This is a genomic window from Rhodovulum tesquicola, assembly GCF_024128855.1.
Classification (GTDB): Bacteria; Pseudomonadota; Alphaproteobacteria; order Rhodobacterales; family Rhodobacteraceae; genus Rhodovulum; species Rhodovulum tesquicola.
Genome location: NZ_JAMYDV010000002.1, coordinates 76,539 through 101,897, shown reverse-complemented (window position 1 = coordinate 101,897; position 25,359 = coordinate 76,539). Strand labels below are relative to the sequence as shown.

Sequence of the window (25,359 nt, the reverse complement as noted above, 5' to 3'; positions counted from 1 at the left end):
GTCCGGGTTCCGGGGTTTCTGTCCGTCACTGCGAAACGGATCAGGCCAGCGGTTCGGGTTCCAGCCCCGATTTGGGCCGCGGCTTGGTCTTCGGGATCGCCGTGACCGAGGGCGTGTCGCCCCCCTTGGGCGGCACATCGCCATCGTCGCCGCGGTTCAGCGGCTCGCCCGCGATGACCCTCGTGATCTCGGAGCCGGTCAGCGTCTCGTATTCCAGCAGACCCTGCGCGAGCCTTTCGAGGTCGTCGCGCTTCTCGGTCAGGATACGCTTGGCGGTCTCATAGCCTTGGTCCACCAGTTCCTTGACCTTGTCGTCGATCAGCTTCTGCGTGGCCGCCGAATGCTGCGCGCCGCCGCCATAGGTGCCCAGATAGCTTTCCCGCTCGTTCGCGTAGTCGATATAGCCCAGTTCCTCGGCAAAGCCGAACTGGGTGACCATCGCCCGGGCGATCCGGCTGACCTGCTGGATGTCGGAGGCCGCGCCGGAGGTCACGTTCTCCTTGCCGAAGACCAGTTCCTCGGCCACCCGTCCGCCCATCGCCATCGCGATCTTGGAGGTGTATTTGGTATAGCTGACCGAAAGCTGGTCACGTTCGGGCAGCGACAGCACCAGACCCAGCGCGCGGCCGCGCGGGATGATCGTCGCCTTGTGGATCGGATCGTGCTGCGGCACGTTCAGCCCGACGATGGCATGGCCGGCCTCGTGATAGGCGGTCAGCTTCTTCTCGTCCTCGGACATGACCATGGACCGCCGCTCGGCGCCCATCATCACCTTGTCCTTGGCGTTCTCGAAATCCTCCATCGTGACGAAGCGCCGGCCGACGCGGGCGGCCATCAGCGCCGCCTCGTTCACGAGGTTCGCCAGATCCGCGCCCGAAAAACCCGGCGTGCCGCGCGCGATGATGCGCAGGTCCACATCGGGGCCCAGCGGCACCTTGCGGGCATGCACGCCCAGGATTTTCTCGCGGCCCTTGATGTCGGGATTGGGCACCTGCACCTGCCGGTCGAACCGGCCGGGGCGCAGCAGCGCGGGGTCCAGAACGTCGGGGCGGTTGGTCGCGGCCACGATGATGATGCCCTCGTTGGCCTCGAACCCGTCCATCTCGACCAGAAGCTGGTTCAGCGTCTGCTCGCGCTCGTCATTGCCGCCGCCATAGCCCACACCACGCGACCGGCCGACCGCGTCGATCTCGTCGATGAAGACGATGCAGGGGGCGTTCTTCTTGGCCTGCTCGAACATGTCGCGCACGCGGGACGCGCCGACGCCCACGAACATCTCGACGAAATCGGAACCGCTGATGGTGAAGAAGGGCACGCCCGCCTCGCCCGCGATCGCGCGCGCCAGCAGCGTCTTGCCGGTGCCGGGCGGGCCGACCAGCAGCGCGCCTTTCGGGATCTTGCCGCCCAGGCGGCTGAATTTCTGCGGGTTGCGCAGGAACTCGACGATCTCCTCAAGTTCCTCCTTGGCCTCGTCGATGCCCGCCACGTCGTCGAAGGTCACGCGGCCATGCTTTTCGGTCAGCAGTTTCGCCTTGGACTTGCCGAAGCCCATCGCGCCGCCGCGCCCGCCGCCCTGCATCCGGTTCATCAGGAACAGCCAGATCCCGATCAGGATGATGAAGGGCAGCAGCGTGCCGATATAGGCCAGCAGCCCGCTTTGCTCCTGCGGCTCGGCGCGCACATCGACATTGCGGGCCAGCAGGCGGTCGGTGATGTCCGCCCCGCGCGGGATGATGGTCGTGACCGTGCTGCCGTCATTTGCGCGGATCACGGCGCGTTCGCCGTCCAGCGTGACGCTCGCCACCTCGCCGTTTTCCACGCTGCTCAGGAACTCGGTATAGCTGATCGAGCGCGAGGACATGGTCCCCTGGCCGCCGCTGAACAGGTTGAACAGGGCGAGGATCAGCAGGAACAGGACCACCCAGAATGCGATTTGTCGCGCGTTGCCCACGGCGTTCTCCTTGAAATGACGGCACGGACAGGCCGGGGGCATGCCCGTTGGCCTAAGATAGCGATCAGGCGATCATGTTCAATGCGAGATGATCCGCTGGCTTAACGTTGTCGTGAGCCGGGCCTGCCAGCCGTTGGACAGCCCCGCAAGCGGCGCCGCGACCAGCTGCTTGCCCTGCCAGATGCCCGGCGATGCCAGCAGGGAGGCACGCGGCAGGCCGGTCGCACGCCAGTCGGGGCAATCGCCCAGCCCGGCCTCGCCCAGCGCGCGGATCTCCAGCCCCGGCCCCGAGGGTCCGTCCAGCCGCCAGCGCCCGTCCCAGAGCGCATCCGCTTGCGCGACCGTTCCGGCCACCGCGGCAGGCTCCCGCGCGATGCGCAGACACTCGCCCTCTCGCGCGATCAAGCAGCCATGCAGCGTGGCCCGCGGCGCGCTGTCCAGCGCGGCCAGCGTTTCGGCCAGCGCCTCGGCCCGCGGCGGATAGTCGGACGAGGCAACCCAGCACAAGGCCGCGACCAGCAGGCGGCGGGCGATCTCGTCTTGCAGCGCGTCCAGCCCCGCCCGGGCCAGAACCACATCGCCCCGCTCCTCGCACGCCACATGCCGCGCGGCCGCCAGCGTCGCCGCCTCCAGCGCCGCGCGGGCCGAGCCCATGCGCGCAGCGGTCGCCGCAAGCCCTTCGGCGGTGATCCCCAGCGGCGCCAGCGTGGCCAGCGCGCGGCGGGCCTGCACCCGGTCGAAACGCGCATCCTCGTTCGAGGGATCCTCGATCCAGCCCTGCCCCCGCTCGGTCAGGAAGGCGCGCAGATCGGCCCGCGACAGGCCCAGAAAGGGCCGCAGCCAGGTCACCCCCAGCGCATCGCGCGCAGGCGCCATCGCCGACAGCCCGTCCACCCCCGCCCCGCGCGCCAGCCGCATCAGCACCGTTTCGGCCTGATCGTCGCGCGTATGGCCCAGTGCGACCCGGCCGATCCCCTGCCCCGCCGCCCAATCGGCGATCAGCCGATAGCGCGCCCGGCGCGCCGCATCCTGAAGATTGCCCTGCCCGTCCCAGCCCCGCCAGCGCAGCGTTTCATGCAGCAGGCCCAGCCGAGCGCAGGTTTCGGCCACGAAGCGCGCCTCGGCAGAGGCCTCGGGCCTCAGCCCGTGATCGACGGTGACCGCGTGAACGCGCCGCCCGGCCAGCGCCAGCAACAGCGCCACGGAATCCCCCCCGCCCGAGACCGCGACCCCAAGCGGCGCATCGCCCGGGCAGGAGGCGGACAGGGCCGCCTCCAGCGCGCGGGCGATGGGGCTCAGTTGCACCCGATGGCGTCCAGCGCGGACTCGGCCTGCTGCGCCTCGGCGCTGCCCGGAAAGCGCGTGCCCACTTCGACCAGCGTGACGCAGGCCTCGCGCCGCTGGCCCAGCCCGTCCAGCGCCAGCCCCAGCCGGTAAAGGGCGGTGGCCGCGCGCGGCCCGTCCGGGCTGCCCGAGAAACTGTCGAGATAGGCCCGCGCCGCGCCCGAGGTGTCGCCCTGCGCGGTCAGCGCCTCGCCACGCAGGAAATGCGCCTCGCCCGACAGGGGGCTGCCGGGATAGGCCTCGGTAAAGGCGGCGAATCCCGCAGCGGCCGTTTCGGCGTCGCCCCCGTCCAGCGCCGCCTTCGCCGCGTCGAAATCGGCCCGTTCCCCAACGGCAAGCTGCGCCCCGTTCGAGATCGCAGGCGCCGGCGAAGGGGCGGGCGCGGGACGGGCGAGGTCCGCGCCACCCAGCGTGCTGGTCTGGCCCAGCTTGCTGACATCGCCGCCCTCAAGCTCGACCAGCCGGAATTCCAGATCCCCGATCCGCCGCGTGCCATCCTCGACGATCCGCTGGATGCGGAACTCCAGTTCCTCGGTCTTCGAGGTCAGCCGCTGCAATTCCTGCTCGATCAGGTCGAGCCGCTGCAGCGCCGAACCGCCCCCGGCCGCGCCGCCCGGCGCCCCGGTGGTGGACAGCTCGCGCTTCAGGCGCTGGATCTCGACATGAAGGATCGACATTTCCTGCCGGATATCGGCCAGCGTTTCCTGACGCGACTGGGCGGCGGCGGGCAAGGCCGCGCCCAGCGCGACGGAAACGGTCAGCAGAATGGCGAAACGGCGCATCGGGCGACCCTCAGACGCCCGCGCCCGCGGCGATCACGGTCACGGCGCGGCGGTTCTGCGAATAGCAGGCCTCGTTCGAACAGATCTCGATGGGCCGCTCCTTGCCATAGCTGACGGTGCGCAGCCGGGCGGGAGAAACGCCGCGCGAGATCAGGTATTCCTGCGCCGCATTGGCACGCCGGGCCCCCAGCGCGAGGTTGTATTCGCGGGTGCCCTGTTCGTCGGCATGCCCCTCGATGGTGGCGGAATATTCGGGATTGTCCATCAGCCAGCGCGCCTGACCGTCCAGCGTGGCGCGCGCGGTATCGCTCAGCGTGCTCTGGTCCACGGCGAACAGCACGCGGTCACCCACCGTCTGGTTGAAATAGGCGACCGAGCGCGGATCGGACGCAACGCCGTCCATGCCGAAGCCGCTGCCGCCCGCGCCCATGCCGGCACCGCTGCCGGAACCGAAACGGTCGGGATTGGAACAACCGGCAACGGCCAGCGCGGCCACCACCATCAGGGTCTTGGAAATCGGGGTCATGCGGATCTTCCTTGTGTCTTGCCTGATTGTCCGTGCCGGACCGATGGAGACATCCTATCAGCCGGATCGCGGTTTGAAAATGTGGCCCCCTAGGGCAGAAGCGGTGACCAGGACGGGTCCGAGGCCGATCCCTGCACCGGCACGCGGCGCAGGTTGCGGCCGGTGATATCGACCGAGAACAGCGCCGGTGCCCCCTCGGCCCCGGCACTTTCGCGGGTGAACATGATGACCCGCCCGTTCGGCGCCCAGCTCGGCCCCTCGTCCAGGAAGGACGCGGTCAGCAGCCGTTCCTCGGATCCATCGGTGCGCATCACGCCGATATGGAAACGGCCCTGATGCTGCTTGGTAAACGCGATGTAGTCGCCGCGCGGCGACCAGACCGGCGTGCCATAGCGCCCCTGCCCGAAAGAGATGCGCCGCGCCTCGCCGCCCGAGGCGGCCATGACGTATATCTGCGGCACGCCCGAACGGTCGCTCTCGAACACGATCTGGCGGCCATCGGGCGAATAGCTGGGCGCGGTCTCGATCGACGGGGCCGAGGTCAGCCGCGTGCGCCGCCCGTTCGACAGGTCAAGCTCGTAAAGGTCGGTATTGCCGCCCTGCGCCAGCGAGAACACGACCCGCCGCCCGTCCGGCGCAAAGCGCGGCGCAAAGGTCATCGAGCCGGGCTGATCGTCCAGCCCCCGCCGTCCCCCGGTCGCAAGATCCAGCACATAGATCCGCGGGAACCCGGATTCGTAGCTGGTATAAAGCACCCGGTCGCCCGTCGGCGAGAAGCGCGGCGCCAGCACGATCGACGCGGCATCGGTCAGGTATTGCACATTCGCGCCGTCGTAATCCATGATCGCCAGCCGCTTCTGGCGGGCGTTCTTGGGTCCGGTCTCGGCGACGAAGACCACGCGGCTGTCGAAATAGCCGCCCTCTCCGGTGATCCGCGAATAGACCTGATCGGCGACCTTGTGCGCCACGCGGCGCCAGTTCGCGGCCGAGCCCCCGAATTGCAGCCCGTCGCCCAGCGGCGCCTCGGAATAGATGTCGAACAGGCGGAACTTGACGTTCAGCCGCCCGTTGCCATCGACCGACACCGCCCCGGTGATCAGCGCCTGCGCATTGATCGCCTTCCAGTCGGAATATTGCACGGGGCTGGCGAAATTCGTCACCCGCGCCAGATGCGCCTCGGCCGGGATCTCGCGGAACAGCCCCGTCCCCGCCAGATCGGCGGCCACGACCCGCGCGATATTGCGCGCGAATTCCGCCGCGGCCGCGTTCTCGGCCACGAAATCCGGCACGGCGAAGGGCAAGGGCTCGATCACGCCCTCGTCGATCTCGATGCGCAGCGGACCGCCCTGGGCCAGCCCCGCGGCGGGGACCAGCATGGCGCCAAGCGCAAGGGCAAAAAGCGGGGTCAAAACGCGCAACATCTACCGGATCCTCATGTTCTCGGGATTGAATGTCATCTCGATCTGCCGCCACTGGTCATATTTTTCAACGGGTAGCGGAAAGCCCGACGAACCGCACATCACGATCGCGCGGCGCGCCGAATCGAAGACCTGCCGCGCCGCCATGTCGGACCCGCCCGACGAGGACACAAGCCGGATCGACTCGATCACCGGGCGTCCATCCTCGCGCATGTCCAGCGCCACCACCACGCTGGTCATCAGCGCATCGGTCGACAGCGCGCCCACATTCCAGCAGCGCGAGATCGCAACGCGCAGCGCGTCGCGCTCTCCGGCGGTCATCGGCGGCCCGGAGGCGGCGGTGCCGGTGCCCGCCCGCGGCGTCTCGTCCGCGCCCGAGGCCAGCGCATCGGCCACGGCACCGGCCACCGCATCGGCCAGGTTGTCCTGGGCGGGCGGCTGGGGTGGCTCAGGTGCGCGCTGCGGCTCCGGCGCGGGCGTCGGTTGGGGCGTCGGCGGCGGCGTGGCGGCGGTCTGGGTCTCGCGCGCCGGTTCGGGCGGTCGCTCGGGGCGCACGCGCGGGCGGGGCGAACTGGCCAGGATCTGTCCCGTCTCGACCCGCTCCTCGGCCTCGGTCACGATCTGCGGCGCGGCCTCTTCGGGGGCGGCGGCCTCGACCTCGGGCGCGGGGCTCGGCGCGGCGGCATAGGGGCGCACCGCCTCGCGCGGCTGGGGCGCGACCGCCACATCCTCGGGCCGCGGCGCGGCCGGTTCGGGCGCCACCCGCGGCGCGGGGCGCGGCGGTGCGGTATCGGCCACGGGGGCCTCCGGGCCGGTGGTGCTGACCGGGGGCGGGGCGGCCAGCGGCGGCAGCGTATCGGTCACCTCGGCCTCGGGCGGGGGCTGCAACGCACTGGTATCGGGCGCCGGATCGGGCGCGGGGCGGTCCTGCGGGGGCGGCGGCGCGGGCGGCGTGGGCCTGCGTTCGGGCGCAGGCGCGGGCCGGGGCGACGTTGTCACCACGGGGCTGCGCGGCGTCTCGACCTGCTGGGCGGGGGCTTGCGGCGCGGCCGCGGGGGCGGTCAGCGCGGCGAATTCCTCGCCCGACAGGATGGTGACATCCGTCACCTGCATCGGCCGGGGCTTCGGCGTGGTGAACAGCCCGCCGAACAGCACCCATGCCACCAACAGGAGGTGCACCGCCCCCGAAATCTGGGTGCCCCGGTCCATGCCCTCACCTAGCCGTCCGACTCGTCGAGCCGCGGCCCGCCGCTGTCGGTCACAAGCCCGATATCGCGGAATCCCGCGGCATTGAGCGCACCCATCACCTGCACCACGCGCTCATAGGAAATCGCGCCATCCGCGCGCAGATAGACCTTGTTGTCCCGCCGCTCGGCCGCCACGGCGCGCAGCTTGGGGATCAGCCCGGCCGCCTCGACTTCTGTCTCCTGCAACAGGATGCGGCCATCCGCCGTCAGCGTCACCGCCAGCGGTTCCTCCTGCGCGGCAGGCAGCGCCTCGGCGGCGGTGCGCGGCAACTCGACCGGCACGCCCACCGTCAGCAGCGGCGCGGCCACCATGAAGATGATCAGCAGCACCAGCATCACGTCGACAAAGGGCGTGACGTTGATCTCGGACATCGCGGGCGGATGCCGCCGATGGCGCCGCACGCGCTTGCCGCCCGAGTTCTGCCGAGGGGTGAGCGTCGCGCCCATCTCAGGTATCCAGCTGGCGCGAAAGGATGGTCGAGAATTCGTCGGCGAAGGATTCGTAGCCGCCCACGATCCGGTCGCTGTCCGACGACAGCTTGTTGTAGAAGATCACCGCCGGGATCGCCGCCAGAAGCCCCAGCCCGGTCGCCAGCAGCGCCTCGGCGATACCGGGCGCCACGACGGCAAGGTTGGTGTTCTGCTGCAAGGCGATCTGCTCGAAGGCGTGCTTGATCCCCCAGACCGTGCCGAACAGCCCGACGAAGGGCGCGGTGGACCCGACCGTGGCCAGGAAGGACAGCCCGCCATTCAGCTCCTCGGCCTCCTTGGCGATGGCCACATCCATCGACCGGTCGATCCGCGCCGCAGCCCCCGCGATCAACCCGCCATCCTGCCGGTGGCTGCGCCGCCATTCCATCATGCCCGCGGCGAATATCCGCTCGGGCGCAGCCTGCGGCTCGGGGCCGATCTTGTCGAACAGCTCGTCCAGCGGCTCGCCCGACCAGAACGCCTCGTCAAAGCCCAGCGCCTGAACCCGCGCCTTGCGGAAATTGATCGTCTTCTGGATGATGATCGCCCATGACCAGAACGAGGCCAGGACCAACAACAGCATCACGACCTGCACCGTAAAGGTCGCGCGCGCGAAAAGGGCAAGCAGGGAGAAGTCAATCTCCTGCGCCAACGCAAGGGTTTCGGTTTCCATTCTGCCTGCTCGTTGCTGAGGGCCGTGTTCTCCCGGCCTCCTTAACGTGATTCTACCCGTTTTTCATGGGGAATGCCAACACAACCGCATCACCGCGCCGCGATCCGGTCACCCCGCCGCCGATGGGGCCGCTGCCCCCTGGCAAAGCTCCGCCGGCAAGCGCACCGGCCGGCCGGACTCGCCCAGCGCGACAAGGGTCACGCGCGCGGAAAACAGCACCGCGTCCCCGCGCAGAACCCGCTGGTCCAGGATCAACCGGGCGGGCGTGACCTGGGCCAACCGGGTTTCGACCTCCAGCAGATCGTCGAAGCGGGCGGGCGACAGGTAATCCGCCTCGACGCGGCGGACGGCAAAGACGATGCCCCTCTCCGCCTTCAGACGGACCTGGTCCACGCCCAGGCCGCGCACCCATTCGCTGCGCGCGCGTTCGATGAATTTCAGGTAGTTCGCGTAATAGACGATGCCCGCAAGATCGGTGTCCTCGTAATAGACGCGGACCGGAAAACGATGGGTCATTGCCCGCCCTCCAACCGCGCCGCCAGCCGTAGCGCATGCGCCGGGTCGCTGGCCACCGGCGGCATCACGGGATCATAGCCCGCCCGGATCACCCCGGCGATCTCGGGGCGCAGGACCAGCCTGCCATCGGGCAGCCGGGCCAGCGGGCTTCGTTCGGCAAAGGCGCTCTCGGACCACAGCAGGATCACCTGCACAATCTGGTTCAGCGCGATCGCCTCGGCGGGCAGCGCGGCAATCGCGTCATCGACCCGCTGAAAGACAAAGGCCGCGCGGATCGCCCCATCCGCATCGAAGCGGAACAGCCGGTATTGCGTCGCCCCCGCCGCGGCCAGTCGTTCGACCAGCGGGCCAAGATCGGGCACCAGCCGGTCAAGGTTCGGCACAAGCGGCAATTCGGACCAGTCGCGAAAGAAGAACACCATCAGGTTCGCGCCCAGTTCGGGGTCGGTCTCGGCCATCTGATGCCCGGCCAGCGCCACGACCGCCTCGCAGGCGCCCTTGAGCGTGGCCAGCGTCTCGTCGCTGACGCCAAAGACCACGGGCGCGATCGGACGGCCCCAACGGGCGAACCGATAGCCGCCGTCCTGCCCCGTGAACAGCGCGCGCAACTCGCCCGGCGTCATGCCCGCCCCTTCTTCTTGGCGAAAATACCCATGGCCCTGCCCTATCCGCCCGCCCGCCGCCGGGCAAGGGCCTCAGCCGTCGAAAAGGCTGCCCTGCCCGGGCGGGCGCGGGGCGGGCAGGCCCAGATGCGCCCAGGCCTTCGAGGCCAGCATCCGGCCGCGCGGGGTGCGCTGGATCAGGCCCTGCTGCAACAGATAGGGCTCGATCACCTCCTCAAGCGCATCGCGCGATTCCGACAGCGCGGCCGACAGCGTCTCGATCCCGACCGGCCCGCCCGCATAGCTTTCCGCGATCAGCCGCAGATAGCGCCGGTCTGCGCCATCGAGCCCGAGTCCATCCACCTCCATCCGCGTCAGCGCATGATCGGCCACGGCGCGGGTAATCCGCCCGTCGCCCTCGACCAGCGCGAAATCCACCACCCGGCGCAACAGCCGCCCTGCGATCCGCGGCGTGCCGCGCGCGCGCCGGGCGATTTCCTTCAGCCCGTCCGCATCCGCCGGCACCCCCATCATCCGCGCGCCGCGGGCAACGATCAGCTCCAGCTCCTCGACAGTGTAGAATTGCAGCCGGACCGGGATGCCGAAGCGGTCGCGCAGAGGCGTCGTCAACAGCCCCAGCCGCGTCGTGGCGCCGACCAGCGTAAAGGGCTGCAACTCGATCCGCACGGTGCGCGCGGCCGGTCCCTCGCCGATCACCAGATCCAGCGCGAAATCCTCGAGCGCCGGATACAGCACTTCCTCGACCGCCGGATTCAGCCGGTGAATCTCGTCGATGAACAGGACGTCGCGCGCCTCCAGATTGGTCAGGATCGCCGCCAGATCGCCCGCCTTGGCCAGCACCGGCCCCGAGGTCATGCGAAAGCTCACGCCCAACTCCCGCGCCACGATCTGGGCCAGCGTGGTCTTGCCCAGACCGGGGGGGCCATGGAACAGCGCATGATCCATCGCCTCGCCACGCTGGCGCGCGCTTTGCAGGAAGACACGCAGATTCGCCCGCGCCTCGGCCTGGCCGACGAATTCGTCCAGCGTCTCGGGCCGCATCGCGCGGTCGGCATCCTCGGGGCGCTTGTCGGGGCGCAGGCTGGGGTCGGGTTCGGTCATGTCCTACCCCTTGGGCGCCAGCAGCTTCAGCGCGGCGCGGATCAACTCGGGCGTGTCGACCTCGGGCGCCTCGTTCGCAGCCCGGGCAACGGCCTGCACCGCATCGGCCGGGGCGTAGCCCAGATTGCCCAGAGCCGACAGCGCCTCGGCCTGCGCCGCGGCCGAGGGCGCGGGGCGCGGCGGTGCCGTGCCGACCGGCCCGGCCTGCGCGGGAGCGGCACCCGCAGCCTCGACCATTGTCCCGCCCAGCGCCATGACGCCCGGCGCCTTGCCCTTCAACTCGTTGACCACGCGTTGCGCGATCTTGGGTCCGACGCCCGGCGCGGCCTTGATTGTGTTCCAGTCGCCCAGCGCGATGGCGCGGCCCACGCCCTCGGCCCCCAGCGTACCCAGGATCGCCATCGACGCCTTGGCCCCGATCCCCTGCACGCCCATCAACAGCCGGTGCCATTCGCGTTCCAGCATCGTGGGAAAGCCGTAAAGCTGCAGCAGATCCTCGCGCACCAGCAGATCGGTATAGAGCGCGACCGCCTCGCCCACCGGCGGCAGCCCCGTCAGCGTGCGGTCCGAGACCTGCACGATGTAACCCACGCCGCCCACGTCGATCATCACGTGGTCGGGACCGCGATGGATCAGCCGCCCGGCGATGCGCCCGATCAAGCGCCCGCCCTCGCCAATGCCGCGGCCAGCCGCCCGCCCGCCGTCAGGTGAAACGCATGGCACAGCGCGATCGCCAGTGCGTCGGCCGCATCCGGGCCCGCGATCTCGATGCCGGGGAATTGCAGGCGCACCATGTGGTCGATCTGCCGCTTGTCGGCGTGCCCCACGCCCACCACCGCCTTCTTGACCGCGTTCGGGGCGTATTCCCCCACCGCAAGCCCCGCCCGCGCGGGCACCAGCACCGCGATGCCGCGGGCCTGGCCCAGCTTCAGCGTGCCCGCCCCATCGCGGTTGACAAAGGTCTGTTCCACCGCCGCCGCGTCTGGGGCGTGGCGAGCCACGATCTCGCAAAGCTGGTCGTGCAGCGACAGCAGGCGCGCGGCCAGCACCCCCTCTCCCGAACGGCAGATGCCGTTCGCCACATGGGCCAGCCGCCCGTTCGCCTGCTCGATCACGCCCCATCCGGTGCTGCGAAGGCCGGGATCAATGCCCAGAACACGCATGCGCACCCCGCTTTGTTGTGTCTTTTGCCACGAACTAGCACGAAAAGCGAACATCGGCCAGCGGCAATCGGATCGGGCCGGGTCCGGCCACGCCAGTCAAAGGGCATCGGGACGGGCCGAAATCGCCGTTTCAGCATCCGAAAGCGACATTTTTGAACCCGTTTTTTCCATTTATCACCAATGTGTTACGGATCTTTGTCGCCATGCAGCGACTGCATGTGTCCCTTGCGTTTTTTGTGGATTGCGAATGGCGGTGCGCGCGCTTACCTCGCCCATCGAAGTCGTGCGGCAAGGTTGCCGCCCGGGCCTCGCAAGGACAGCGCAAGATGACCGTTATCCCCCTGAACCGCCGACCTCCCGCCACCCGCCATCCCCAAGGCGGGCTGCATGCGCTCATCGCAGGGCTTGCCGGGCAACTGGCGGCGTGGAACGACGCCCGCCTCACCCGAAAGCTGCTCTCGCAGCTGACCGACAGGGAACTGGACGATATCGGGCTGAATCGGGCCGAGATCGACCTTATCGCGCGCCGGGCGCCGTCCGACCGGCCGCTTGCGATGTAGGACCCGAACCACACACCCGGATCCGGAGCACGCGGCCTTAACCCCCCCGGGGTCGCGCCTTGCTCCGGTCTCGACCGGCTCGTTCCGGACCGCCATTTCGCGGCAGCCGGGCGGGTCGGCCCTCCCGCCAACTCACGGACGGGAAGACGCCCCGGCAGGTTCTCCTGCCGGGGCGTTCGCATTCAGGCCCTCCAACGCGGCCCGGCGCGCCGCCCGACCGCCGGGGGTCAGCCGAACAGACCCAGCACCCGGCGCATCTCGCCCGCCAGCCAGTCGGTGATCGGGTCGATCTGCATCACGAAGACCGTGACCTTCTGCACGACCCCATCGCCCGCGGCGCGGTCCAGATGCGCAGAATAGGCTTCCGGCCCGATCTGCATCAGGATCAACGCCTTCACCATCAGCATGCACAGCGCGATCATGCCGATCACGCGCCAGACCGGAACCCCGTCATGGGCGCGGCGACGGTAGAACGACCGGCCAAGCGTCCCCGGCGCCTCGAACCCGTAGCCCTGCCGGCGCATGCGATCCAGCCGCGCAAGGCGGTCGCGGAATTCCTCATATTGCGGATCGTGCATGACCTTGCCCCATTGCCCCATTCGCCTCACCCAAGGCGATACTGCGACGAAAACGGGGCGAAATTACGGCCTAGAGCGACGGTTTCCGCAGACAAAGGGTGATCCAGTCGCCGATTTCCTCGGTTTCGTGGACGATCAGCCCGTTTTCAGCATAGCGCGTCGCCACTTCGGGGCCTTGTTCGATCAACAGCCCCGACAGGATCGCATGCCCCCCGGGCGCGATTCGCTGCGCAATCCCGGGCGCCAGCTCCAGCAGCGGCGCCTTGAGGATATTGGCGAAAACAAGGCCAAAGGGCGCCGCCGCCTCCAGATCGGGATGATCGAGCCCCGCAGCCTCCAGGCATTGCACCCGGCCCGTCAGCCCATTGGCCGCGACATTCTCGGCCGCCACCTCGACCGCGACCGGGTCGATATCCGAGGCCAGCACCGGCACATCCCACAACCGCGCCGCCGCCATCGCCAGCACCGCCGTTCCGCAGCCGATATCGGCCACCGCGCGCGGCGTGGCGCCCTGCGCCGCCAGCCGGTCCAGCGCGCGCAGACAGCCCTGCGTGGTGCCGTGATGGCCCGTGCCGAACGCCATCGACGCCTCGATCAGCAGCGCGATCCGGTCCTCGGGCACGCGGTCGGCATCATGGCTGCCATAGACGAAGAAGCGCCCGGCCTCGACCGGCGCCAGTTCGCGCTTCACCTTGGCCACCCAATCGGTCTCTGGCAGTTCCGAAACGGCGAAATCGCGTGCACCATACATGCTGGCCAGCAGCGCCAGCCCCGCCGCATCGGGGGCTTCGGTGAAATAGCCGCCCACCTCCCACAGGCCCGAGCCGTCCTCGATCTCGAACACGCCGACGCCGGTAGGCTCGGGGTCGAGATCCTCCATCGCCTCGCCCAGCGCCTCGGCCTGGTCCTTGCCGGAAAGGGTGGTCAGCGCTGTGAAGGTGGGCATGGGCGGGTCTCCTGCGGTGGGTCGCCCCAGCGCCTAGGCCCCCTGCGCCGCCTGGTCAAGCGCGGCAAGCGCCCGCTCGGCCAGAACGCCGTGCAGTTCGCTGCCGTCAAGCCGGATCACCGGGCAGGCCAGCGCCGACAGCCACGCCTCGTGCTGCACCCGGCTGCGCCCGGCAAAGGCGGGATCGTCATAGCCCGAGGCATAGTCGAGAAACGCCCGGAACTCCTGCGCCCGCGCGCCACCCGGGGCCACCGCCGCGCCGTGGCGCTGGCGCTCGCGGCGGCGCAGACGGATGATCCGGGTTTCCTTGGGTGCGGTCAGGAACAGCACCTGCGTCAGCCGCGGGATCAGCGCATCCCCCCAGCCGCATATCGCGCCCGCCAGCACCCAGTCCGAGCGCGGCGCGAACATCGCCTGCATCAGCGCCACCCGCTCGTCCGGCGGGCGGGTCTTGCGAAAGGGCGGCTCGGTCGGCTGCCACAGGAAATCGTCCGCGTCGAAAACCTGCGAGGAGAGCCGGTCCGCCAGCGCGCGGGCCAGCGTGGAACTGCCCGCCCCCGCAGCGCCCAGGATCAGGATGCGCCGACCCATGGCCGCAGGGGATCAGGCGCCGATGCCCACCGGGCAACTGACCCCCGTGCCTCCCAACCCGCAATAGCCGCCCGGGTTCTTGGCAAGATATTGCTGGTGATAGCCTTCGGCATAGTAGAAGGGCGGCGCCGCCCGGATCTCGGTGGTGATGGCGCCAAAGCCCGCCTTGCGCAGACGCTCCTGATAGGCGGCGCGGCTGGCCTCGGCGGCGGCCTCCTGTGCCGCGGTAAAGGTATAGACCGCCGAGCGATACTGCGTGCCCCGGTCGTTGCCCTGCCGCATCCCCTGCGTCGGATCATGCCCCTCCCAGAAATGGCGCAGCAGCGTTTCATAGCTGATCTCTGCCGGGTCATGGACCACGCGCACCACCTCGGTATGGCCGGTCTTGCCGGTGCAGACCTCCTCATAGGTCGGGTTGGGCGTGAAGCCGCCCGCATATCCGGCGGCCGTCATCCACACCCCCGGCAACTGCCAGAACTTGCGCTCGACGCCCCAGAAACAGCCCATGCCGAAGACGGCTTCCTCCATCCCCTCGGGGATCGGCGCCTTCAGCGGGCGGCCAAAGACGAAATGCGTCTCGGCGGTCGGGATCGGATCGGGGCGGCCGGGCCAGGCATCGGCCTCGGCGACCATGTCGGTCTTGCGGCTGAGAAAGGAAAACATGCGGCGAACTCCCTCTTGGGTCGTGGCTCGATATAGGACGCCGCGCCGCGCCGCCCAGATCGCCGCGTCAGCCTTCGGCCGCCCGCATCACCGGCCCCGCGACCCCGTCCCAGGCACCCGGCACCAGCGCAATCCCCAGCACGCGGTCGGGGTTGGTGGGCGGCGGCATCTCGACGCCGTCCAGCCGCACGAACCCGAACCGCCCGTAATAGGGCGCATCGCCCACCAGCATCACCCGGCCGAACCCCAGCAGCCGCGCGCGCTCCAGCGACTCGCGGATCAAGAGCGCCCCCAGCCCCTCGCCCTGCCGCGTCGGGTGCACCGCCACCGGCCCCAGCAGCAGCGCGGGCGCCCCGCCCACCAGAACCGGCCAGTAGCGGATCGCGGCAGCGAGGATCCCGTCCCCATCCCGCGCGGTCATGCACAGGCCCGGGACCGGATCGACCCCCTCGCGCAGCCGGTAGGACGACAGCGCCGAGCGCCCCGGGGCAAAGCAGAGGTCGTAAAGCGCCTCGACCTCCCACCAATCCTCCGCCGTTTCCTCGGCCAGCCGGATCACCCGCCCCTCCCTGCTTCTGGAAACGGCCCTAGCACGGGGCTATGACGGGGGCAAACGCGCGAAAGGAGCCCCATGTTCTACCGCCCCGCCGACGGCCACCCGTTCCCCCACAACCCGTTCAACGCGATCGTCACGCCGCGCCCGATCGGCTGGATCTCGACCCGCGCCGCGGACGGGGCCGACAACCTCGCGCCCTATTCCTTCTTCAACGCGGTCGCCTATGTGCCGCCGCAGGTGATGTTCGCCTCGACCTCGGCCAAGCCCGACCGCGACGGCACCAAGGACAGCGTGGCCAATATCCGCGAGACCGGCGTCTTCTGCGTCAACATCGTCGAGGTCACGATGAAGGACGCGATGAACCTGACCTCCGGTCCATGGCCGCGCGATGTGGACGAATTCGCCCACGCCGACATCGCGAAAGCCGCCTGCGACACCATCGCCTGCGCCCGCGTCGCCGCCGCCCCCGCCAGCCTGGAATGCCGGCTCACCCGGATCGTGCACTTGCCGGGCGAGGCCAATTTCGCCGTCTTCGGCGAGGTGACCGGCATCCACCTGCGCGACGATTGCGTGGTGGATGGCCGCTTCGACGTGACCCGCTTCCAGCCGCTCGCACGCATGGGCTATCGCGATTATGCCGTGATCCGCGAGGTGTTCGAACTCCGCCGCCCCGGCGAATAGCCCGCCGGACCTGCGGCCACGCACAGGCTTTCCGTCGCGCGCCCCGCCCCCTAAAAGGGGCCGACTCGTGAAACCGGAAAGAGGGACGGACCATGGAACGGATGATCGCGGTGATCGGCGGCTCGGGCGTCTATGACATCGAGGGGCTGGAGGATGCGCGCTGGCAGGCGGTGGACAGCCCCTGGGGCCAACCCTCCGACGAGATCCTGACCGGCACGCTGGGCGGCGTGAAGATGGCCTTCCTGCCGCGCCACGGCCGGGGCCATGTCCATTCGCCCTCGACCGTGCCCTACCGCGCCAATATCGACGCGCTGAAACGGCTGGGCGCGACCGATGTGGTCTCGGTTTCGGCCTGCGGCTCGTTCCGCGAGGAACTGGCGCCGGGCGATTTCGTGGTGGTGAACCAGTTCATCGACCGCACCTTCGCCCGCGAGAAAAGCTTCTTCGGCCAGGGCTGCGTCGCCCATGTCAGCGTGGCGCACCCGACCTGCGGGCGGCTGTCGGCCGCCTGCCTTCAGGCCGCCCGCGACGAGGGGATCACCATCCACCAGGGCGGCACCTATCTGGCAATGGAAGGGCCGCAATTCTCGACGCTGGCGGAATCGAAGCTCTACCGCGAGAACTGGGGCTGCGACGTGATCGGCATGACCAACATGCCCGAGGCGAAACTCGCCCGCGAGGCCGAGCTTTGCTATGCCTCGATCGCCATGGTCACCGACTACGATTGCTGGCACCCCGATCACGACGCGGTCGAAGTCGCCGACATCGTGAAGACCCTGATCGGCAATGCCGAAAAGGCCCGCGCCATGGTCACCCGCCTGCCCGGCCTTCTGGGCGCGCACAAGCCCTGCGACAAGGGCTGCGACACGGCGCTGGAATACGCTCTGATCACCGCGCCGGAAAAGCGCGACCCCGCGCTGGTCGCGAAGCTCGACGCGGTCGCCGGGCGCGTGCTGAACCGCTAGGCGCATCCCGGCGCGGGGACGGGGTCTGGCCCCGCCCCCGTCCTTGCGGCAAACCGCAATCTTGCACCACCCGCCCCGCCTGGGCGACACCCGGACCAGGCACAGACCGAAAGGGCCCCCGCCATGCCGTCGAACAATTCCGTCAAGGATTACATCCGCACCATCGTCGATTTCCCGCATGAAGGGATCATGTTCCGCGACGTGACCACGCTCTTCGCCGATCCGCGCGGCTTCCGCATGGCGATCGACCAGATGCTGCACCCCTATGCGGGCCAGCAGATCGACAAGGTGGTCGGGCTCGAGGCGCGCGGCTTCATCCTGGGCGGCGCCATCGCGCACCAGTTGTCCAAGGGCTTCGTGCCGATCCGCAAGAAGGGCAAGCTTCCGGCCGCCACCATCGCCGAGGAATACCAGCTCGAATACGGCTCGGCCGTGGTCGAGATCCATGACGACGCGCTTGTCGCGGGCGACAAGGTGCTGATCGTGGACGACCTGCTGGCCACCGGCGGCACCGCCGAGGCCGGGATCAAGCTCTGCGAACGGCTGGGCGCCCGGATCGTCGGCTGCGCCTTCGTGGTGGACCTGCCCGATCTCGGCGGCCGCCGTCGGCTCGAGTCGATGGGGATCGAGGTTCACGCGCTCTGCGACTTCGCAGGCCACTGAGCCCCGCGCCCCGACCACAGGGCGCGCCCGGTCGCAAGCGCGGGATCCGGGTATTTTTGCCAAGAAGAAACACAAGGCGGCCCGGCGGTTTCCCGGCGCGCGCCCTGCTTCTTCTGGCCATAAATATCCATGTCCCGACGCCACCGCCGGGCGCGCCCGTCAGGCAGGGGCGCGCAGCAGGACGCCGGGATTCATGATCCCCGCCGGGTCCAGCGCGGCCTTGATCGCCCGCATCGCCGCCAGCCGGGCCGGATCGCCATAGCGTTCCAGGTCCTCGACCTTGAGCCGCCCGACCCCATGCTCGGCGCTGACCGATCCGCCGAGCGCATGCACAAGGTCATGCACGCAACGCTTGATCGCGGCGCGCTTGTCCTCGTGATCGGCGCGCGTCTCGCCCTTCCGGGGGAAGACGTTATAATGCAAATTGCCATCGCCCACATGGCCGAAGCAGTTGATCCGGAACCACCCCAGCCCGGCCAGCGCGGGGCCTGCCCGCGCGATGAATTCGGGGATCGCCGACAGCGGCACCGAGATGTCGTGGGACGAGATCGCGCCGATCTTCCGGTTGGCCAGCGGCAGGCTTTCGCGCAGCGCCCAGAACGCGGCCCGCTGCGCCTCGGATTGCGCGATCAGCCCGTCGCTGACCAGCCCCGCCCCGGCCGCCTCGGCGAACAGCCCCTCCAGCGCCGCGCCCGGATCCTGTCCCGCGCCCAGGCCAAGGTCGATCAGCACGCACCATTCGGGCGGATCGGGCCAGGGCAGGCGGATCTCGGGCAGGGTCTCGGCCAGGAAATCGAACCCCTGCCGATGGATCAGTTCGAAGGCCGAGACCCCCTCGCCGATCCGCCCCTGCGCCAGCGCCAGCAGGTCGAGCGCCGCCTGCGGATCCGTCACCGCCAGCAGCGCCGCGCCGCTGCGCGCAGGCCGCGGCGCCAGTTTCAACGCGGCGGCGGTGATGATGCCCAGCGTCCCCTCGGCCCCGATCAGCAGGTGGCGCAGATCGTAGCCCGTGTTGTCCTTGCGCAGCCGTTTCAGCCCGTGCAGGACCGACCCGTCGGGCAGCACCGCCTCGACGCCGAGGCACAGCTCGCGCGCATTGCCGTAGCGCAGCACGTTCACCCCGCCCGCATTGGTCGCCAGCACGCCCCCGATCCGCGCCGACCCCTCGGAGGCCAGCGAGAGCGGGAACAGCCGCCCCGCCGCCTCGGCCGCCGCCTGCACCTCGGCCAGGATCGCGCCCGCCTCGGCCACCAGCACATTCTCGGCCGGATAGACCGCGCGGATCGCCCGCATCCGTTCCAGCGTCACGATCACCGGCGCGGGACCGCTCTCCATCACCTGCCCGCCGACCAGCCCGGTGCCGCCCCCATAGGGCACCACCCCCACCCGCGCCGCGGCGCAGGTGCGCACGATCTCGGCCACCTCCTCGACCCGGCCCGGCGCCAGCAACAGCCCGCCCTGCCCGCGATAGCGCCCCCGCGGTTCCTCCAGATAGGCGGGTGTCAGGTCACGGAAACACGCCGCGGGCAGGCGGGCGCGCAGATCGGCGGCAAAGGCATCGGTTACGGGGTTCAGCATGGGCGGTCCTTTCGCCCAAGCTCAAAGCACAGAGCCCGCGCGGCTGGCAAGTCACTCGGGCCAGTCACTCGGGATCGCGCAGCGGCTGCGGGTCCAGCACGATCACCGTGGGCCGGTCGGGCAGCGTGCGCAGCGAGATCTCCAGATGTCCCGCCCCTTCGCGCCGGATCACGAACTCGCCGGACATGCCCGCCAGGAACCGCTCCAGCGACTGCGCCCCGAACCAGTGCATCGGGATCACGACCGAACTGCGCAGCCGTTCCAGCACGCGGATCATCGTCGGCAGATCCAGCGTCAGCCCGCCATCGACCGGCGCCATCACAACGTCCAGCCGGCCGAGCGAGGCATATTGCATCTCGTCGGGCTCGTGATGCAGGTGCCCCAGATGCCCGATGCACAGCCCCGCAACCTCGAAAACGAAGATCGAATTGCCGTTCTCGCGCACCACCGAGCGGTCGAAGCCGCGCACATCGGTCGGCACGTTGCGCACCAGCATCTCGCCCAGATCGAGGTGATGATCCGCCGCCACGCCATCCCTGGCCCAGCCTTCCAGCACATGGGGGATCGCGGGATCGGGGAAGGCGGTGAAATGGGTCTGATGCGCGTTGTTCATCGTGACCACATCGGGGATCAGCCGGGTCGAGCCCAGAAAGCCCGTGAAATCGGTCGCGACACGCAGCCCGCCCGCCGTCTCGATCACGAAGGTCGCGTGATCGACGAAACTGATGCGCACACTATGCGGATCGGGCAGCGGCATGCCGAAACCGGCAAGCTGGACATATTCCAGCGCGGGATCGGCCTCGGCGATGGCGATGCAATGGCTGGGGCGGCGGTCCTGGGCGGCGGCGGGCAGCGCCAGCAGGGCGGCAAGCGCGGTCAGGCAGGATCGGATCATCGTCAGGCACCTCCTGAGCGACTGGATAGCGCGCCGCCGCCCGCTGTCATGGTGCCACGCCACCGGGGCGGGCCACGATCACAACTGCTCGACCGTCACCTTGTCGGCGTGAAAGGCCAGATGGCCCGCGATCCGCTCGACCCCCGGACCCGGGTTTTCGTAGCACCAGCCCGCATCGGGGATGTCATAGCTCTTGGCATGCAGGGTGTAATAGCTCGCCTCGCCCTTGACCGGACAGGTCGTCCGGCTGTCCGAGCGTTCGAGGAAGGCCATCGCCACATCCTCGCGCGGGAAATAGATCACCGGGGCGCGGTCGCCCTCGACCAGTTCCAGCGCATTGCGGCTTTCGGCAATCACCGCGCCGCCCGCCCGGACCACCCAGGCCCCCTCGGCCCGATGAATCGCGACATGTTCGGCCATGGCTACACTCCCCTCGCTGGTTTCGGCGTCTGACGCGCCGCCGTTCAGTCACACGATCGCGGCGGGAATGTCCAGACAGCGGAAAGGTCAGATCGGCAGGGTGGCCGCCGCCAACCAGTCGCGCGCGGGCTGCGAGACCTCGGGGCCGACCAGATCGGCAACGCGCGCGTGATAGGCATTCAGCCAGTCGCGCTCCTCGGCATTCAGCATCCCCGCGACGATCAGGCGGCGGTCGATGGGCACGAAACTCAGCGTCTCGAAGCCCAGCATCTCGCGGTCGTCGCCGCCCTCCGGCACCGGCGCGGGCTGAACCACGATCAGGTTCTCGATCCGGATGCCGAACGCGCCCTCGCGGTAATAGCCCGGCTCGTTCGACAGGATCATCCCCGGTTCCAGCGCCACATGCGACAGCCGCGAAATCCGCTGCGGCCCCTCATGGACCGACAGATAGGCACCGACGCCGTGGCCCGTGCCATGGTCGTAATCCTGTCCCGCCAGCCACAGCGGATAGCGCGCCAGCGCATCCAGATCGCGCCCCGCGACCCCCTTGGGAAACCGCGCGCGGGAAATCGCGATCATGCCTTTCAGCACCCGGGTAAAGGGCGCGCGCGCCGCCTCGGGCGCCGTGCCGACCGCCACCGTGCGGGTGATGTCGGTGGTGCCGTCCAGATATTGCCCACCCGAATCCACCAGCAGCACCTCGCCCGGAACCACGCGCCGGTTTGTCGCCTCGCTGACCCGGTAATGCACGATGGCCCCGTTCGGCCCCGCCCCCGCGATGGTGTCGAAGCTGATATCGCAAAGCTTGCCGGTCGCCCGCCGGAACCCCTCCAGCCGCTTGACCACGTCGATCTCGGTCAGCTCGCCCCCCGGCGCCTCGGCATCGAGCCAGGCCAGGAACTCGACCATGGCCGCCGCATCGCGCAGATGCGCGGCCCGCGCGCCCGCCAGTTCCGCCGCGCTCTTGCGCGCCTTGGGCAGGATGCAAGGATCCTCCCACCGCGCGACCTCGATCCCCGCCTCCTGCAACTGGCGCAGCACCCAGAGCGGCGCACTGGCGGGGTCGATCCGCACCGGGCCGACAAGGCTGCGCAGCCCCGGGCCAAAGGCGGCAACGGGGCGCAGGGTGACATCGGGGCCAAGATGGCGGCGCAGCTCGTCCGAAACCTTGGCCGCGTCGGCAAACAGCGTCACGCGCGCATCGTCATGCAGCACCGCAAAGGCGTGCGGCACCGGGTTGCGCGGCACATCCGCCCCCCGCACGTTCAACAGCCAGGCAATGGAATCGGGCAGGCTCAGCACCGCCGCCGCCTGCCCGGCCTTGCGCAGGGTCTCGGCCAGGCGCGCGCGCTTCTCGGCATGGCTCGCCCCCGCCAGCGCCTCGGGATAGGCCGAGATCGCGCCCTGCGGGGCGGCGGGCTGGTCGGACCAGAGGCGGTCGATCGGGTTCTCGACCTCGCGCAGCGAAATCCCGGCATCCCGCAATGCCTCGCTCAGCTTTTCCACCTGTTCGGGCGTGTGCAGCCAGGGGTCGAGCCCCACCACGCCGCCCTGCGGCAGCGCCGCGCGCAACCAGTCGGCAAGCTGCGTCTCGGGCCAGTCGACCGGCGTGAAATGGTCCGGATCCACCTGGCTCCTGACCTGCACCCGGTAGCGGCCATCGACGAACACCCCCGCGCGGTCCATCAGCACGCAGGCAAAGCCCGCGGACCCGGTGAAGCCCGTCAGCCAGGCCAGCCGCTCGTCGCGCGGGGCGACATATTCGCCCTGATGGGCATCCGCCCGCGGCACAAGGAACCCGGCCAGCCCCGCCCGGGCCATCTCGGCGCGCAAGGCGGCAAGGCGCGGGGGGCCATCCTGCGGCGATGTGGGGCTTTCGAAGCTCTGGAACATGGCGGGCCTTGCGCGGAAAGGCGCCCCGCAGGGCGCCGTCAGCGCCAGACTAGCAGCCCGCGCATCGACGGCAAGCCATGCGCATCCGCCCCGTCCACCAGGGCCGCCCTTAACCGTCGCTTAAACCTGAAAGGCTATCCAGATCCAGCCCCGAAGCATGAGGTCGCGCATGGCCCCGGACCTGTTCTTCCTGCTCTATCGCAGCACCGCCCGCCGACCGCTCGACGGCGATACCGTCGCCGATATCCTGCTCGCGAGCCTGCGCAACAATCCCCGAAACGGGCTGACCGGCTTCCTGCATGTCGAACGGGACTGCTTCCTGCAATATATCGAAGGCCCGCGCGAGCCGTTGCTGCGAACCGCCGCGCGCATCCGCAAGGACCGCCGCCACAAGGATTTCCTGCTTCTGGCCGAAGGCACGATCGACGACCGGTTCTTTCCCGACTGGGACATGGGCCAGATCGCCAGCGAGAACCTCCCGACCGACGGGCTCCTCGCCGAACGCACCTGGCTGCGCCCAGACCCGGATATCGACCCGCTGCCGCTGATCCGGGCCTTCGCGGTCCATGCGAATCGACAGAACGGGCTGGAGATCTCGGAAACCGCGTGATCCGGGCTAGACCGCCTTGCGGATCCCGATCATCCGTGCCCGCCCGCGCGGGTCCTTGTCGAACAGCGCGGCCAGTTGCTCGGTCATCGCGCCGGCCAGTTGCTCGACATCGGTAATCGTCACCGCGCGCTGGTAATAGCGGGTGACGTCATGGCCGATGCCGATGGCGATCAGTTCGACCGCCTTGCGCCGCTCGACCATCGCGATCACGTCGCGCAGGTGCTTTTCCAGGTAGTTCGCGGAATTCACCGACAGCGTGGAATCGTCCACCGGCGCCCCGTCCGAGATCACCATCAGGATCCGCCGCGCCTCGGGCCGGGCCATCATCCGCCGATGCGCCCATTCCAGCGCCTCGCCGTCGATATTCTCCTTCAGCAGGCCTTCCTTCATCATCAGCCCAAGGTTCTGGCGTGCCCGCCGCCAGGGCGCATCCGCCCCCTTGTAGATGATGTGGCGCAGATCGTTCAGCCGCCCCGGCGCCATCGGCCGCCCCTCGGCCAGCCATTTCTCGCGGCACTGCCCGCCCTTCCACGCCCGCGTGGTGAAACCCAGGATCTCGACCTTCACGTCGCAGCGTTCCAGCGTCCGCGCCAGAACATCGGCACAGATCGCGGCAATGGAAATCGGCCGCCCGCGCATCGACCCCGAATTGTCCAGAAGCAGGGTCACCACCGTGTCGCGGAACTCGGTATCCTTCTCGACCTTGAAGCTCAGCGGCGTGGTCGGGTTCGCCACCACGCGGGCCAGCCGCCCAGCATCCAGGATCCCTTCCTCGCAATCGAATTCCCAGGACCGGCTCTGCTGTGCCTGCAAGCGGCGTTGCAGCTTGTTGGCCAGCCGCCCCACCGCCCCCTTCAGCGGGTCGAGCTGCTGGTCCAGATAGGCGCGCAGCCGCTCCAGCTCGGCGGGTTCGGCCAGGTCCTCGGCCTTCACCTCCTCGTCGAAGACGGACGTGAAGACCTTGTAATCCGGATCGGCCTCGGAATGGGGCGCAGGCGGCGGCGGCTCGTGCGGGGCCTCGCCCTCGGGCAGCTCGGCCTCCTCGCCCATGTCCATGTCGGCCAGGTCGTCCGGGCTGACATGGGCCTGGGCGGCATCCTGCAACTCGTCCTGCGAGCGTTCGGAACTGGCGTCGGCCTCGTCGCTCTCCTCGCCCTGCTCCTCGCCATACTCCTCGGGCGCGTCCTCGTCGGTCTCGGCGCCCTCGTCCTCGGACTCGTCCTGCTCGGCATCCGGATCGTCGCCCAGCTGGTCGCCATAGCCCAGATCCGAGATCACCTGCCGGGCCAAGCGGGCAAAACCCGCCTGATCGGACAGCACCTCCTCCAGCCGCTCCAGCGTGCCGCCCGCCTGCTCCTCGATGAAGCCGCGCCACAGCGCCATCGCATTGTCCGCCCCCCGGGGCAGCGGCCGCCCGGTCGCCAGATGCCGCAGCATGTAGCCCGCCGCCACCGACAAGGGCACCTCGCCCGCCTCGCGCGCCTGGGCATAGCCGCGCTTGGCGGCCTCGGCGGCGATCACCGCGTCGATATTCCCCGCCGTGCCGGGCATCGCGCGCGCGCCCACCGCCTCGCAGCGGGCGGACTCCAGCGCCTCGTAAAGATCGCGCGCCATCTGGCCCTGGGGGCGATAGCGCGCATGCAGCCCCGCATCGTGAAACCTGTGGCGCAGCGCAAAGCCGTCAGCCGTGCCGCGCGCGATCAGCACCTCGTCGCGCGTCATCCGCCGGCTGACCTGCGGCAGGCGCACCGCATCCGCCATCAGCCCCGGCGGATCGACCGAATAGGACACGCCCAGATCGGCATCGTCGGCCAGCACGCGCGTGGCCTCGGCCAGCGCCTTCTTGAACGGATCGGCGGGGTTGTCAGATGGCTTGCTCATCCCGTCGCGGCGCCGCGCGCGCCCTCACCCTTCTTCTGGCCTCAAATATCCCCGCCGGAGGCAC

At 69.6% G+C, this 25,359-nt stretch carries 28 protein-coding genes; 5 read left to right on the top strand and 23 right to left on the bottom strand.

Going from position 1 to position 25,359, the window contains the following annotated elements; genetic code table 11:
- Positions 1 to 40: 40 nt before the first annotated feature.
- From ftsH to ruvC, 13 genes are all read right to left on the bottom strand, one after another.
- Complete coding sequence (gene ftsH, locus NHN26_RS03015; protein ID WP_132694970.1) at positions 41 to 1,951, bottom strand: ATP-dependent zinc metalloprotease FtsH; 1,911 nt, start codon at positions 1,949 to 1,951, stop codon at positions 41 to 43.
- A gap of 78 nt (positions 1,952 to 2,029) precedes the next feature.
- A complete protein-coding gene (gene tilS, locus NHN26_RS03010) occupies positions 2,030 to 3,241 on the bottom strand; it encodes a tRNA lysidine(34) synthetase TilS (protein WP_253088243.1) in 1,212 nt (403 codons plus the stop codon).
- A gap of 5 nt (positions 3,242 to 3,246) precedes the next feature.
- A complete protein-coding gene (gene ybgF / locus NHN26_RS03005; protein WP_253088047.1) occupies positions 3,247 to 4,077 on the bottom strand; it encodes a tol-pal system protein YbgF in 831 nt (276 codons plus the stop codon).
- A 10-nt stretch (positions 4,078 to 4,087) separates the two neighbouring features.
- Positions 4,088 to 4,603 (bottom strand): peptidoglycan-associated lipoprotein Pal, encoded by a 516-nt coding sequence (gene pal / locus NHN26_RS03000; protein ID WP_253088046.1) that lies wholly within the window; start codon positions 4,601 to 4,603, stop codon positions 4,088 to 4,090.
- Positions 4,604 to 4,692: 89 nt separating this feature from the next.
- A complete protein-coding gene (tolB, locus tag NHN26_RS02995; protein ID WP_253088045.1) occupies positions 4,693 to 6,024 on the bottom strand; it encodes a Tol-Pal system beta propeller repeat protein TolB in 1,332 nt (443 codons plus the stop codon).
- Entirely contained in the window at positions 6,025 to 7,230 is a 1,206-nt protein-coding gene (locus tag NHN26_RS02990; RefSeq protein WP_253088044.1) for an energy transducer TonB, read from the bottom strand.
- 8 nt (positions 7,231 to 7,238) lie between these two features.
- Positions 7,239 to 7,715 (bottom strand): protein TolR, encoded by a 477-nt coding sequence (tolR, locus tag NHN26_RS02985; protein ID WP_253088043.1) that lies wholly within the window; start codon positions 7,713 to 7,715, stop codon positions 7,239 to 7,241.
- Between the two features lies 1 nt (position 7,716).
- Positions 7,717 to 8,412, bottom strand: coding sequence for a protein TolQ (gene tolQ / locus NHN26_RS02980; RefSeq protein ID WP_253088042.1), 696 nt, complete (start codon positions 8,410 to 8,412; stop codon positions 7,717 to 7,719).
- A gap of 108 nt (positions 8,413 to 8,520) precedes the next feature.
- Positions 8,521 to 8,928 (bottom strand): tol-pal system-associated acyl-CoA thioesterase, encoded by a 408-nt coding sequence (gene ybgC / locus NHN26_RS02975; protein WP_253088041.1) that lies wholly within the window; start codon positions 8,926 to 8,928, stop codon positions 8,521 to 8,523.
- A complete protein-coding gene (locus NHN26_RS02970; RefSeq protein ID WP_253088040.1) occupies positions 8,925 to 9,551 on the bottom strand; it encodes a DUF2927 domain-containing protein in 627 nt (208 codons plus the stop codon). Before NHN26_RS02970 ends, ybgC begins: the two co-directional genes overlap by 4 nt.
- A 72-nt stretch (positions 9,552 to 9,623) precedes the next feature.
- A complete protein-coding gene (gene ruvB, locus NHN26_RS02965) occupies positions 9,624 to 10,652 on the bottom strand; it encodes a Holliday junction branch migration DNA helicase RuvB (protein WP_253088039.1) in 1,029 nt (342 codons plus the stop codon).
- Positions 10,653 to 10,655: 3 nt separating this feature from the next.
- A complete protein-coding gene (gene ruvA, locus NHN26_RS02960; RefSeq protein WP_253088038.1) occupies positions 10,656 to 11,312 on the bottom strand; it encodes a Holliday junction branch migration protein RuvA in 657 nt (218 codons plus the stop codon).
- Positions 11,309 to 11,815, bottom strand: a complete 507-nt coding sequence (gene ruvC, locus NHN26_RS02955; protein ID WP_253088037.1) for a crossover junction endodeoxyribonuclease RuvC — start codon at positions 11,813 to 11,815, stop codon at positions 11,309 to 11,311. Before ruvC ends, ruvA begins: the two co-directional genes overlap by 4 nt.
- Before the next feature lie 326 nt (positions 11,816 to 12,141).
- Between ruvC and NHN26_RS02950 the strand changes: the two genes are divergently transcribed.
- A complete protein-coding gene (locus tag NHN26_RS02950) occupies positions 12,142 to 12,375 on the top strand; it encodes a DUF1127 domain-containing protein (RefSeq protein WP_253088036.1) in 234 nt (77 codons plus the stop codon).
- A 227-nt stretch (positions 12,376 to 12,602) separates the two neighbouring features.
- On the opposite strand, the gene NHN26_RS02945 is transcribed toward NHN26_RS02950, so the two are convergent.
- The 5 genes from NHN26_RS02945 to NHN26_RS02925 all read right to left on the bottom strand — a co-directional run bounded on the left by NHN26_RS02945 (position 12,603) and on the right by NHN26_RS02925 (position 15,712).
- Positions 12,603 to 12,953 (bottom strand): hypothetical protein, encoded by a 351-nt coding sequence (locus tag NHN26_RS02945; protein WP_253088035.1) that lies wholly within the window; start codon positions 12,951 to 12,953, stop codon positions 12,603 to 12,605.
- Between the two features lie 70 nt (positions 12,954 to 13,023).
- The gene (locus NHN26_RS02940) at positions 13,024 to 13,899 is read right to left on the bottom strand and encodes a 50S ribosomal protein L11 methyltransferase (protein WP_253088034.1); all 876 of its coding nucleotides are present in this window, start codon (positions 13,897 to 13,899) and stop codon (positions 13,024 to 13,026) included.
- A gap of 33 nt (positions 13,900 to 13,932) precedes the next feature.
- Positions 13,933 to 14,490, bottom strand: a complete 558-nt coding sequence (locus tag NHN26_RS02935) for an AAA family ATPase (protein WP_253088033.1) — start codon at positions 14,488 to 14,490, stop codon at positions 13,933 to 13,935.
- Between the two features lie 12 nt (positions 14,491 to 14,502).
- On the bottom strand, positions 14,503 to 15,153 hold the full coding sequence (gene msrA / locus NHN26_RS02930) for a peptide-methionine (S)-S-oxide reductase MsrA (protein ID WP_253088032.1): 651 nt from the start codon (positions 15,151 to 15,153) through the stop codon (positions 14,503 to 14,505).
- 67 nt (positions 15,154 to 15,220) lie between these two features.
- Positions 15,221 to 15,712 (bottom strand): GNAT family N-acetyltransferase, encoded by a 492-nt coding sequence (locus NHN26_RS02925; RefSeq protein WP_253088031.1) that lies wholly within the window; start codon positions 15,710 to 15,712, stop codon positions 15,221 to 15,223.
- A 72-nt stretch (positions 15,713 to 15,784) separates the two neighbouring features.
- On the opposite strand from NHN26_RS02925, the gene NHN26_RS02920 reads away from it, so the two are divergent.
- The 3 genes from NHN26_RS02920 (at position 15,785) to NHN26_RS02910 (ending at position 18,018) form a co-directional block, all read left to right on the top strand.
- Positions 15,785 to 16,390, top strand: a complete 606-nt coding sequence (locus tag NHN26_RS02920) for a flavin reductase family protein (protein WP_253088030.1) — start codon at positions 15,785 to 15,787, stop codon at positions 16,388 to 16,390.
- 92 nt (positions 16,391 to 16,482) lie between these two features.
- Positions 16,483 to 17,355, top strand: coding sequence for an S-methyl-5'-thioadenosine phosphorylase (locus NHN26_RS02915; protein WP_253088029.1), 873 nt, complete (start codon positions 16,483 to 16,485; stop codon positions 17,353 to 17,355).
- A gap of 123 nt (positions 17,356 to 17,478) precedes the next feature.
- Positions 17,479 to 18,018: an adenine phosphoribosyltransferase gene (locus NHN26_RS02910; protein ID WP_253088028.1), complete on the top strand. Its 540-nt coding sequence runs from the start codon at positions 17,479 to 17,481 to the stop codon at positions 18,016 to 18,018.
- Between the two features lie 159 nt (positions 18,019 to 18,177).
- Here the strand turns inward: NHN26_RS02910 and NHN26_RS02905 are convergent, their stop codons facing one another.
- The 4 genes from NHN26_RS02905 to NHN26_RS02890 form a co-directional block, all read right to left on the bottom strand.
- Positions 18,178 to 19,596, bottom strand: a complete 1,419-nt coding sequence (locus tag NHN26_RS02905; protein ID WP_253088027.1) for an FAD-binding oxidoreductase — start codon at positions 19,594 to 19,596, stop codon at positions 18,178 to 18,180.
- 64 nt (positions 19,597 to 19,660) lie between these two features.
- On the bottom strand, positions 19,661 to 20,491 hold the full coding sequence (locus NHN26_RS02900; RefSeq protein WP_253088026.1) for an MBL fold metallo-hydrolase: 831 nt from the start codon (positions 20,489 to 20,491) through the stop codon (positions 19,661 to 19,663).
- Positions 20,492 to 20,569: 78 nt separating this feature from the next.
- Positions 20,570 to 20,911, bottom strand: a complete 342-nt coding sequence (locus NHN26_RS02895) for a DUF427 domain-containing protein (RefSeq protein ID WP_253088025.1) — start codon at positions 20,909 to 20,911, stop codon at positions 20,570 to 20,572.
- An 87-nt stretch (positions 20,912 to 20,998) separates the two neighbouring features.
- Positions 20,999 to 22,804 (bottom strand): aminopeptidase P family protein, encoded by a 1,806-nt coding sequence (locus NHN26_RS02890; RefSeq protein ID WP_253088024.1) that lies wholly within the window; start codon positions 22,802 to 22,804, stop codon positions 20,999 to 21,001.
- Between the two features lie 169 nt (positions 22,805 to 22,973).
- Between NHN26_RS02890 and NHN26_RS02885 the strand changes: the two genes are divergently transcribed.
- Complete coding sequence (locus NHN26_RS02885; protein WP_253088023.1) at positions 22,974 to 23,414, top strand: BLUF domain-containing protein; 441 nt, start codon at positions 22,974 to 22,976, stop codon at positions 23,412 to 23,414.
- A gap of 6 nt (positions 23,415 to 23,420) precedes the next feature.
- Here NHN26_RS02885 and cobT read toward each other — a convergent pair whose 3' ends face one another.
- Positions 23,421 to 25,295: a cobaltochelatase subunit CobT gene (cobT, locus tag NHN26_RS02880; RefSeq protein ID WP_253088022.1), complete on the bottom strand. Its 1,875-nt coding sequence runs from the start codon at positions 25,293 to 25,295 to the stop codon at positions 23,421 to 23,423.
- Positions 25,296 to 25,359 lie beyond the last annotated feature (64 nt).

What these genes read in the sequence shown, in the direction of transcription:
- ybgF (WP_253088047.1), bottom strand. Translation starts at nt 4,077, where the DNA reads ATGCGCCGTTTCGCCATTCTGCTGACCGTTTCCGTCGCGCTGGGCGCG.
- NHN26_RS02945 (WP_253088035.1), bottom strand. Translation starts at nt 12,953, where the DNA reads ATGCACGATCCGCAATATGAGGAATTCCGCGACCGCCTTGCGCGGCTG.
- NHN26_RS02885 (WP_253088023.1), top strand. Translation starts at nt 22,974, where the DNA reads ATGGCCCCGGACCTGTTCTTCCTGCTCTATCGCAGCACCGCCCGCCGA.
- msrA (WP_253088032.1), bottom strand. Translation starts at nt 15,153, where the DNA reads ATGTTTTCCTTTCTCAGCCGCAAGACCGACATGGTCGCCGAGGCCGAT.
- NHN26_RS02920 (WP_253088030.1), top strand. Translation starts at nt 15,785, where the DNA reads ATGTTCTACCGCCCCGCCGACGGCCACCCGTTCCCCCACAACCCGTTC.
- pal (WP_253088046.1), bottom strand. Translation starts at nt 4,603, where the DNA reads ATGACCCCGATTTCCAAGACCCTGATGGTGGTGGCCGCGCTGGCCGTT.
- NHN26_RS02895 (WP_253088025.1), bottom strand. Translation starts at nt 20,911, where the DNA reads ATGGCCGAACATGTCGCGATTCATCGGGCCGAGGGGGCCTGGGTGGTC.
- NHN26_RS02940 (WP_253088034.1), bottom strand. Translation starts at nt 13,899, where the DNA reads ATGCCCACCTTCACAGCGCTGACCACCCTTTCCGGCAAGGACCAGGCC.
- NHN26_RS02935 (WP_253088033.1), bottom strand. Translation starts at nt 14,490, where the DNA reads ATGGGTCGGCGCATCCTGATCCTGGGCGCTGCGGGGGCGGGCAGTTCC.
- cobT (WP_253088022.1), bottom strand. Translation starts at nt 25,295, where the DNA reads ATGAGCAAGCCATCTGACAACCCCGCCGATCCGTTCAAGAAGGCGCTG.
- ybgC (WP_253088041.1), bottom strand. Translation starts at nt 8,928, where the DNA reads ATGACCCATCGTTTTCCGGTCCGCGTCTATTACGAGGACACCGATCTT.
- NHN26_RS02910 (WP_253088028.1), top strand. Translation starts at nt 17,479, where the DNA reads ATGCCGTCGAACAATTCCGTCAAGGATTACATCCGCACCATCGTCGAT.
- NHN26_RS02970 (WP_253088040.1), bottom strand. Translation starts at nt 9,551, where the DNA reads ATGACGCCGGGCGAGTTGCGCGCGCTGTTCACGGGGCAGGACGGCGGC.
- tolB (WP_253088045.1), bottom strand. Translation starts at nt 6,024, where the DNA reads ATGTTGCGCGTTTTGACCCCGCTTTTTGCCCTTGCGCTTGGCGCCATG.
- NHN26_RS02905 (WP_253088027.1), bottom strand. Translation starts at nt 19,596, where the DNA reads ATGCTGAACCCCGTAACCGATGCCTTTGCCGCCGATCTGCGCGCCCGC.
- tolR (WP_253088043.1), bottom strand. Translation starts at nt 7,715, where the DNA reads ATGGGCGCGACGCTCACCCCTCGGCAGAACTCGGGCGGCAAGCGCGTG.
- NHN26_RS02915 (WP_253088029.1), top strand. Translation starts at nt 16,483, where the DNA reads ATGGAACGGATGATCGCGGTGATCGGCGGCTCGGGCGTCTATGACATC.
- NHN26_RS02890 (WP_253088024.1), bottom strand. Translation starts at nt 22,804, where the DNA reads ATGTTCCAGAGCTTCGAAAGCCCCACATCGCCGCAGGATGGCCCCCCG.
- tolQ (WP_253088042.1), bottom strand. Translation starts at nt 8,412, where the DNA reads ATGGAAACCGAAACCCTTGCGTTGGCGCAGGAGATTGACTTCTCCCTG.
- ruvB (WP_253088039.1), bottom strand. Translation starts at nt 10,652, where the DNA reads ATGACCGAACCCGACCCCAGCCTGCGCCCCGACAAGCGCCCCGAGGAT.
- NHN26_RS02950 (WP_253088036.1), top strand. Translation starts at nt 12,142, where the DNA reads ATGACCGTTATCCCCCTGAACCGCCGACCTCCCGCCACCCGCCATCCC.
- NHN26_RS02900 (WP_253088026.1), bottom strand. Translation starts at nt 20,491, where the DNA reads ATGATCCGATCCTGCCTGACCGCGCTTGCCGCCCTGCTGGCGCTGCCC.
- NHN26_RS02990 (WP_253088044.1), bottom strand. Translation starts at nt 7,230, where the DNA reads ATGGACCGGGGCACCCAGATTTCGGGGGCGGTGCACCTCCTGTTGGTG.
- ruvC (WP_253088037.1), bottom strand. Translation starts at nt 11,815, where the DNA reads ATGCGTGTTCTGGGCATTGATCCCGGCCTTCGCAGCACCGGATGGGGC.